The organism is Psychrobacter sp. 1044, from assembly GCF_904846525.1.
Taxonomy (GTDB): Bacteria; Pseudomonadota; Gammaproteobacteria; order Pseudomonadales; family Moraxellaceae; genus Psychrobacter.
The window spans coordinates 212,127-221,531 of record NZ_CAJHAZ010000004.1; the positions used below are offsets into that span (position 1 = coordinate 212,127).

Sequence of the window (9,405 nt, forward strand, 5' to 3'; positions counted from 1 at the left end):
CTGGGTTAAATAGTAGTGGTACTTTATCATCCACTATTTGATACTGGCAATAATAAACAATAAGGCAGCATAATTGGCTGCCTTTATTTTCATAATAACCTGCATAACTCAATAAAATGCTTTATAAGCGCTAGCATATCGGTTATCACTGGCAAAATAGGCCGTTTTAGGCTAAAATCTAGGCGATCTCAATACTCTACCTCAATAACTGCCACGGATATCGTGCGGTTGCCATACTAGAGTGATTGCGTAGACCACACATAATCTATCTAATCTGTATTCTCTATCATTTACTGATCACACATTACTGACCATAAGGATGTTTCTCGTGAGCAACGCTGATACCTTACGCCAATTACATCAAGACCACTTAAGCAACTACAACAATCAAGAGCAACAAGCGATTGAGCTGATGGGGCTATTGAATAAGCTCTATAATGAGCAAGACGTACAAGTGACCTTGTTCGGTGACACGTTAAATACGACGTCAGTTGGTCAAATATTGGCATTGCATCAAAAAGTAGCCTTGCGTAACCAAGACGCTAAATCTATTGATATCGCTGACACTTTAGCCATGGTTAAAGCGCTAGCGGCTAATGATAAGCTTCAGTCTGCACAGGTTGATGTTGGTCAATTAATCGCTAATGACAGTGATTTACAAGCAGCACTTCAAGCAGTTAATGTTGATGACACTACGGTTAATCCGGCGACTGATGTCGTGCTATACGGTTTTGGTCGTATTGGTCGTATTTTAACTCGCCTGCTATTATCACAAGCGTCAAGTGCTAAAGGTATGCAGTTAAAAGCCATCGTCGTACGTCCTGCGGCATCTGGCGATTTGGCCAAGCGCGCCTCATTGCTAGAGCGTGATTCGATCCATGGTAGCTTTGCTGGTGGCGTGGTGGTTGATGATGAAAACAACGGCTTGATTATCAATGGTCGCTTTGTTCAGGTCATCTACGCTAAAGATCCAAGCGAGATTGATTATACGGCTTACGGTATCAATGATGCGTTAGTGATTGACAACACGGGTATCTGGAAAGATGAAGCGGGTCTTGGTAAGCACTTGCAATCGACTGGTGTGAAAAAAGTCCTATTAACAGCCCCAGCTGGCGGTGAGATTAAAAACGTTGTTTATGGTGTGAATAACGAAACAGTCGGTGAAGATACCATCGTCAGTGCGGCGAGCTGTACCACCAACGCAATCACCCCAACGTTAAAAGTATTGAACGATGAATACGGTATCGAAAACGGTCACGTTGAAACGATTCACTCATTCACTAACGATCAAAACTTGATTGATAATTATCATAAAGCGGATCGCCGTGGTCGTAGTGCTGTATTGAATATGGTTATTACCAGTACGGGTGCTGCTAAAGCGGTTGGTAAAGCATTGCCAGAGCTTAGTGGTAAACTAACGGGTAATGCCATCCGTGTACCAACGCCAAACGTCAGCTTAGCGATTTTAAACTTGAATCTTAAAACAGCACCAGAAAATGCTGATGCATTAAACGAGTTTATGCGTAAAGTATCTAATAGCAGTCAGTGGCAAACACAAATTGCTTATACAGATTCTACCGAAGCGGTATCGACGGATTTTGTTGGTGATACCCATGTAGGTATCGTTGATGCCCAAGCGACTATTTTGACCGACAATCATGCCATTGTTTATATCTGGTATGACAATGAAGTTGGCTATAGTACGCAAGTATTACGTTTAGCCACACAAATGGCAGGCATCAGTTATACACAGATTCCAGCTTAATACATTTGTACAGCAGTAGTGAGTTTTTAATATTGAGGTACTCTTTATAAGAAAGTACTTTAATAGTCACTTTTAGCATGGACAAATAGATGTGGTTTTTTAAGTTAATATATACCGCACCCGATAGTCCAATTGGTTATCGGGTGTTATTGTCATAAATAAAGCAATGATATATAGCAACATAGACGTAAGTCTCCTATTTTTTAAAAGATACCTATAGGCAAAAGAAGCAGTATATGACTGCTATTGAGTCTATAAACTAGAGTGTAAATAAAGGAACGTAAGATGCGATTTATTGATGAAGCCGTCGTAACGGTAAAAGCAGGTGACGGTGGTAACGGAATCGCCAGTTTTCGCCGAGAAAAGTATGTCCCACGTGGTGGACCTGATGGTGGAGATGGTGGCAAGGGCGGAGATATTTACGTCATTGCAGAGGATAACACCAACACCCTAGTGGACTATCGTTATACCCGTCGTCACGATGCTATGCGAGCAGAGAATGGCCACAGTAGAAACTGTTCAGGCAAGGGCTCTGATGATTTGTTTTTACCAGTACCTATCGGTACCACGGTAGTTGATACTGAAACTGACGAAGTGTTGGGTGACTTGATTGAACTTGGTCAGACGTTACTGATTGCCAAAGGTGGTGATGGTGGTTTGGGCAATACCCATTTTAAGAGCTCTACCAACCAAGCACCGCGTAAGTCGACGTCTGGTTTTGAAGGTGAGTTAAAAGTTCTTAAATTTGAGCTAAAAGTTGTGGCTGATGTTGGCTTGATTGGTTTGCCTAATGCTGGTAAATCTACCTTTATTCGTCAAGTCTCTGCTGCTAGACCAAAAGTTGCTGACTATCCGTTTACCACCCTCGTTCCGAATCTAGGTGTGGTTGATATCGGTCGTCATCGCTCATTTGTGATGGCAGATATTCCAGGTTTGATCGAAGGTGCTTCAGAAGGTGCTGGACTTGGCATTCGTTTCTTAAAACATGTGGCTCGTACTCGCCGTCTGTTACATGTGGTTGATGTAAAGCCAATTGATGGCAGCGATCCGGTAGCCAACGCTCGTGTTATTTTGAATGAACTTGAGCGTTTTTCGCCTGAGTTATCCAACTTGCCCCAGATTTTGATATTAAACAAAATTGATCAGGTGCCTGACGAAGAGTTAGATGAGCTTTGTACTCATATTGTCGCCGAGCTTGATTGGACAGGCGATGTATTTCGCACGTCAACCTTAATGGGTGAAGGGACTGATGCAGTTAAATACCATTTAATGAATGAGATTGAACTAGAGCGTGAGCGTGAACTAGAAGATCCTATCTTCGCTGAAGCACAAAGAACCCGTTTTGAGCGCTTAGAAGTAGAAGTACGTCTAAACACTGAGGCGCAGCGTGAAGCCTATCGTGCGGCCCGCAAAGCGGCTCGCGAAGGTGTAGATTTAAGCGACGACGATGCTGATTTTGACGATGACGACGAAGATGGTGTTGAGGTCATTTATGTTCCTTAAGCTAACACGCTTGAGCTGATATACTTGAATTTTTTAGATCAATCCCCGTAATCAATTCACATGAGAGACAGGAGTTTATATGGCAGGTGACATAGAAAACACGACCGAAGAAGCAAGGTTTATTAAACAAACTCGCAACTTTGATATTCAGCGCGTTATTGTCAAGATTGGCTCATCGTTGTTAACCAATAACGGTCGAGGGCTGGATCGAACTGCCATATACGAGTGGGCAAAGCAGATCGCTAAATTGCACAAGCAAGGCGTCGAAGTACTGCTAGTATCGTCAGGTGCCGTTGCTGAAGGTGTGGTACGAATGAATCTTGAGGAGCGCCCGAAGAAACTAGCAGCACTACAGGCCTGTGCTTCTATTGGTCAAATGGGTTTGATTGAAACGTGGTGGTCAGCATTAATCCAACATGGTATTCAAAGCTCGCAGCTGCTACTAACACATGATGATTTGTCTAATCGTAGCCGTTATCTCAATACGACGGGCGCGTTGACACAATTATTAGAATGGCGCGTGCTCCCAGTGATTAATGAAAACGACACTATTACCATTGATGAAATTAAATTTGGTGATAATGATACTTTGGGCGCGATGGCAGCGGCGATGGTCAATGCCGATTTATATATCATTTTAACCGATCAAGAGGGGGTGTTTACGGACAACCCACGTGACAATCCTAATGCAAAAATGATTCGCCAAGAGCGTGCGATGGCGGATTACTTATTTGATATTGCAGGAGATGGTGGCAAGCTTGGTCGCGGCGGTATGCTGACCAAAATTCGTGCTGGTCGTCTCGCTGCAATGGGTGGCTGTCCAACCGTTATCGTGAGCGGTGCTATCGATGATGTTATCACTCGTGTGGTATCAGGCGAAGCGGTCGGTACTTTGTTGACCACCAATGATCAAGACAAAATCATTGCACGTAAACAATGGCTTGCCGCACATTTACGTATGTCAGGCACTCTAATAGTCGATGCAGGCGCAGCAAAAGCAGTAGTCGAGCATCACAAGAGCTTGCTACCGGTCGGCGTCGTAGAAGTACGCGGTGATTTCGATGAAGGTGACGTGGTTGAGGTGGTGCATCAAGATACGGGCGAGCGTTTAGCGGTTGGACAAGTGAACTTCTCCTCTCGTGATGCTTGCCGAGTGGCTCGTGAGCGTACTGAGCAGTTTGATAGAATTCTTGGTAATAATGAAGAGCGTGTGGTCATGGTACACCGTGATAATTTAGCGCTGACCATGTAGACCATTGATGGTATTCATCCGATTTCAAATATGAGCACGATATTATTGATTAAAGACTAACGGCAAATGACGCTCTAAAAAATACAAATACTTTTAATGATTATTATTCTTATGATTTTTAACACGAGGGATATTAACCAATAAATTGTTATTAACTAATGCCTCATTATTTGTGGTTTTTTTAGCATAGGTTGTCGCTATCTAAACGTTTTAATATTCTTTTATTCAACTTATTTTATCCAGCACCGTATTCATTGATAATCATGAATGCGGTGTTGTTTTGGAGATTTGTACATGAGTGCTTCAGACAATAGTAACTCGATCCAGCAAGAATTTGCGCCTTTAAAGAACGACAGATTGTTACGGGCATTACGCTTTGAATCAATAGACACCACGCCAGTCTGGATGATGCGTCAAGCTGGTCGTTATTTACCAGAATATAAGGCCACTCGTGCAGAAGCGGGCGACTTTATGAGTCTGTGCAAAGATACGGACCGCGCTACTGAAGTCACTTTACAGCCACTACGCCGTTATGATTTAGATGCTGCTATCTTATTTAGCGATATTTTGACCATACCTGACGCTATGGGTCTAGGCTTATACTTTGAGGCGGGCGAAGGCCCTAAGTTTAAACATCCTATTCGTACGCAAGCAGACTTAGATAGATTGCCAGTACTTGAACCCAATGATTCTCTTGATTATGTCATGCGTGCGGTGACGAGCATCCGCAAAGCACTAAATGGTCAAGTGCCTTTATTTGGTTTCTCTGGTAGTCCATGGACATTGGCCACCTACATGATTGAAGGCGGCAGCTCAAAAGACTATCGTTATACTAAAGGATTTTTGTATAGCAACCCTGATTTCTTGCATCAATTATTAGATAAATTAGCCACTTCGGTCATTGATTATCTAGATGCACAAGTGGTCGCTGGTGCTCAAATTTTACAGATTTTTGATAGTTGGGGCGGGGCGCTTGGCCATCGTCAGTTTATTGATTTTTCTCATGCTTATAATAAGCGTATCGTCGCTGAATTAAAAGTACGCCATCCGCAGATACCAGTGGTATTATTTACCAAAGGTGGTGGGTTATGGTTGGATGTGCAAGCAGATAGTCAAGCCGATGTTTTAGGGTTAGATTGGACGATGCCCATTGATCGTGCACGCCAAGTATTGGCTGAAAGTCAGCGTCAATTGACCAAACAGCATAAAAAACTACAGAGTAGTAAAGCCATTCAAGGTAACTTGGATCCAGCAACATTGTATGGTTCACCTGCGACGATTCGTGCTGAAGTAAATGCAATGCTTGACAGTGCTTATGCGAGCGGCGAAAAAACGGGTTATATAGCAAACTTAGGTCATGGTATTACGCAGTGGGTTAATCCTGACAATGCCAAAGTATTTATCGATGCGGTGCACGATTATAAAATCTAAAGCCGTTAGAATCCAAAAATGACAAAGTTCAGGTATATAAGCGAGCTTTCTATCTAAGATTTGTTTAACAAATACTGATATTTACCAAGTAAAATAAAAAGGAATATCTTATGATTTCAGCAGCGATTGTTGGTGGCACAGGTTATACGGGTATTGAGCTGATTCGCTTGTTATCTGCGCATCCTGAAGTATCTATTGATTTGCTAACCTCGCGTAGCGAAGCTGGTACACGCGCTGATGAGATATTTCCAAGCTTACGCGGTATATCAGATATTGTCTTTAGCGACTTGGGTGACGAGACGCTTGCAACACTGCAAAAGTGTGATGTGGTCTTTTTTGCCACTCCACATGGCGTAGCGATGAAGCAAGCAGAGGCGCTAACGCAAGCCAGTGTGAAAGTCATTGACTTGGCTGCTGATTTTCGTTTACAGTCACTGTCCGATTTTGAACACTGGTATCAGCAGTCGCATGCCTGTCCTGAGCTGCTAAAGACAGCTGTCTATGGTTTACCTGAAGTGAATCGAGATAAACTTGCCACTGCTTTAGTCGTCGGTAATCCTGGTTGTTATCCGACTACCGCTATTTTGGGTTTGAAACCAATAATCGATATGCAAAATAAGCAAGCAGAGAGATTGGTGGAATCACGCATTGTTATCGATGCAAAGTCTGGTGTTTCTGGCGCTGGTCGCCAAGCTTCACTTGCGCTTAATTATGCTGAAACTACTGATAACTTTAAAGCTTATAGCGTTGAAGGACATCGTCACCTGCCCGAGATTGAGCAAGGCGTGGCGCAGTTATTAGACAGTCAGTTCACCCATCGCGTTCGTTTTTTACCGCACCTTGTGCCGATGATACGTGGCATGCTGAGCTCTATTCATCTTGAGCTGACGGATGCGGGTGCTGCTATTGATTGGCAGCAGATATTTGAAACATGCTATGAATCAGAAGCGTTTATTGATGTCATGCCAAAAGGTATTTATCCAGATACCCGTAGTGTCCGTGCCAGTAACCGTTTACGCATTGCTGTGCATCAAAACAATGAACGGGCTGAATTAACAGTAATTGTCGTACAAGACAATTTGGTAAAAGGCGCTGCAGGACAAGCGGTACAAAATATGAATGTCATGTTCGGATTCGATGAAACAATGGGTCTAAACTTTGCACCTATTGTTCCGTAGCAGATGTTTAGCTGTGGTCAAATCATTCACATTTATGGTGCTAGGTATTGATTATAAATTCCGCTATAATATTGCCATTACTGTTAAGAGATATTGTCTAAATGCGTGTCAAGCTTGTACGACGCTTTTGCTCACAGCCCGCACTTTCATCGTGCAAAGACTCTGATTTGTATCATTTAGAGCGTAGTCCGCATTCTCTTAAAACCAATGCTAGTTCAGTAACTAAGGTAGGTGGTACCCAACAAGGGGCATCCACATTGGTGTTGGCTCTCTTTGTCGTTGTCATATTGGTGACTGCCATTGTTGGATTGATATTCGGTCATAAATTAGGATATCAGCGTGGCTTTCATTCTATGCAAACTGAAACCAAGCAAGCGATGGTCAATAGCACTGAGGCAACAAAAGCGCTTGAAGATTTACGTCTTAGTCATAAAATAGCGGCCAATCAAGCCGCTACTGCTAAGCAGGAGCTGGCGATTAGCTTGGCAAACATCAAAGAGTTGCGTGAAAACCAGCAAGAATTAACGGTTGAGAATAGACAGGTCTCTCAACTGAATGAATTATATGCTGATGTCCTTCGTGACAAAGGCGGCATGCCTCTACAGGTGATAGCGGCAAAGATTGAGCCATTACCTGAAAATGCCTTCGAATATGGTTTCGATATAGGCATGCTTGCTAGCGATGGCAAAGCCAAACGCCTAAAGCCAACGTTGACGTTGCTCAATGACGATGATTTTGTAGAGGTGCCGCTAGATCCTCCAGTTTATACTATTGAAGGTATCGTTCGTATTCGTGGTCGTTTCATGATGCCATCAGGCTTTAAACCGTTACAAGTCAAACTCAGCTTACAAGCTGGCGGGCAACAAGTGGAGCAGCTCTATGATTGGAAGCTTGGCGACCGAGTTGATAATATGCCGTTATCACTTTTAGATTTACCTGAAGTCGACGAAAGTCCGATTGAGCCTTAATCTATTCATATTTAAGAGCGCTATAATAAGCATTGCATTTGCCAACCTCTGTTAGCGCTCCTTATTCTGTTATAAATATAACCATTAATTTGTATGCCAATTATGATAAAACAAACCCTATTGCAAGCGTTGCCAACTGTTGCTGATTGGCACTTTCCAACTATACCTGCTCATCGTGCACAAGATGGTGATACGGACGGCGAAACCTCGCCACAAGCAGATGTACTGGTTGCAGAGCCAGAAGTGGCTAAGCCGCCTATGTATGCCGTCGTTATGTATAATGATAATTATACGCCGATGGAGTTCGTCGTTTATATTTTACAGTCTGAATTTCGTCATAGTATGGATTCGGCAGTCGAAGTTATGCTAACGATTCATAACAGTAGCAAAGGCATTGCTGGTATCTATCCGAAAGATATCGCTGAGACCAAAGCCAAAAAAGTAAACAGTCTGGCACATCGTGAAGGCTATCCATTATTGACCCAGATTGAGCCACATCAAGGCGAATAAGAAAATAGCGTAAATATGAATTTAAAGTTTTATCTTGTTTTCGTGTTTTTATCTTATTATTTCCAATGGTTTTATCGTTTATAAACCCTGTAAAGCTCTAAAAACCGCTCATTGTGAGCTTGATAGGTACTCTGTATCCAAGCAGTCACTCATAAATTCCTTATTATAAAAATTTCCTAACCTTGATTTTTCTTTAATATACCCTTATCTATATTAAGTCATCACATCAAACAGCTGTCTAAATTTTATAGAAATGATTGCTGCACTCGTATCATTTTCTAGTCATCCTATTAACTTGAATTTTTCTATAATTTAATCAGCTGATGGCTTAAAAAAGTCATTTGTATCTTTCATTCTCTCATTTATTATTCTATTACCGATTTCTCCTTTATTTTCTCAGCTTTTGAAGCTTTCATGCTATTTCGTTACTATAAATATTGATGCGCAGTACGCCTTGATACATTTTAGTCTGTGTTAATAGATTGACTCTTCTTAAGTATCGTGTTGAGATAAAGAAAAGCAAGTATGAGTGATCAAAACGCTTAATTGGTGATAAGTAGATAGCACTGCTACTTGAGTAATACATGGTCAATATCATTTAGCGCTGTCTTTTGATAATACAGATTTAGCCCTTGAACAATCCATCTGTCGCCCTGATTTACTTACTAACTCATTCATAAAGCTATCAATTATAAAGATAGGTATAACCGTAGGAAGTCGTTATAGTGCATTAAGTATAAAAATGTTATAAGATAAAACATCTCAACAGATATACTCAATTATCATGACTTACTCACT

The 9,405-nt window shown here is 41.9% G+C and carries 7 protein-coding genes; all 7 read left to right on the plus strand.

Annotation, left to right across the window (positions count from 1 at the left end; genetic code table 11):
- Positions 1-319 precede the first annotated feature (319 nt).
- The 7 genes from JMX82_RS04350 (at position 320) to JMX82_RS04380 (ending at position 8,607) form a co-directional block, all read left to right on the plus strand.
- Positions 320-1,765 carry a glyceraldehyde-3-phosphate dehydrogenase gene (locus JMX82_RS04350; RefSeq protein ID WP_201539613.1) on the plus strand — a complete coding sequence of 482 codons (1,446 nt, stop codon included), beginning with the start codon at positions 320-322 and terminating at the stop codon, positions 1,763-1,765.
- 285 nt (positions 1,766-2,050) lie between these two features.
- On the plus strand, positions 2,051-3,268 hold the full coding sequence (cgtA, locus tag JMX82_RS04355) for an Obg family GTPase CgtA (RefSeq protein ID WP_055124422.1): 1,218 nt from the start codon (positions 2,051-2,053) through the stop codon (positions 3,266-3,268).
- Between the two features lie 79 nt (positions 3,269-3,347).
- Positions 3,348-4,520, plus strand: a complete 1,173-nt coding sequence (proB, locus tag JMX82_RS04360) for a glutamate 5-kinase (RefSeq protein WP_201501596.1) — start codon at positions 3,348-3,350, stop codon at positions 4,518-4,520.
- Positions 4,521-4,814: 294 nt separating this feature from the next.
- Positions 4,815-5,951, plus strand: a complete 1,137-nt coding sequence (gene hemE, locus JMX82_RS04365) for a uroporphyrinogen decarboxylase (RefSeq protein WP_045445031.1) — start codon at positions 4,815-4,817, stop codon at positions 5,949-5,951.
- Positions 5,952-6,061: 110 nt separating this feature from the next.
- Positions 6,062-7,129, plus strand: a complete 1,068-nt coding sequence (gene argC, locus JMX82_RS04370; protein WP_201539614.1) for an N-acetyl-gamma-glutamyl-phosphate reductase — start codon at positions 6,062-6,064, stop codon at positions 7,127-7,129.
- Positions 7,130-7,230: 101 nt separating this feature from the next.
- Complete coding sequence (locus JMX82_RS04375) at positions 7,231-8,097, plus strand: hypothetical protein (RefSeq protein WP_201539615.1); 867 nt, start codon at positions 7,231-7,233, stop codon at positions 8,095-8,097.
- A gap of 102 nt (positions 8,098-8,199) precedes the next feature.
- A complete protein-coding gene (locus JMX82_RS04380) occupies positions 8,200-8,607 on the plus strand; it encodes an ATP-dependent Clp protease adaptor ClpS (protein WP_087814601.1) in 408 nt (135 codons plus the stop codon).
- Positions 8,608-9,405 lie beyond the last annotated feature (798 nt).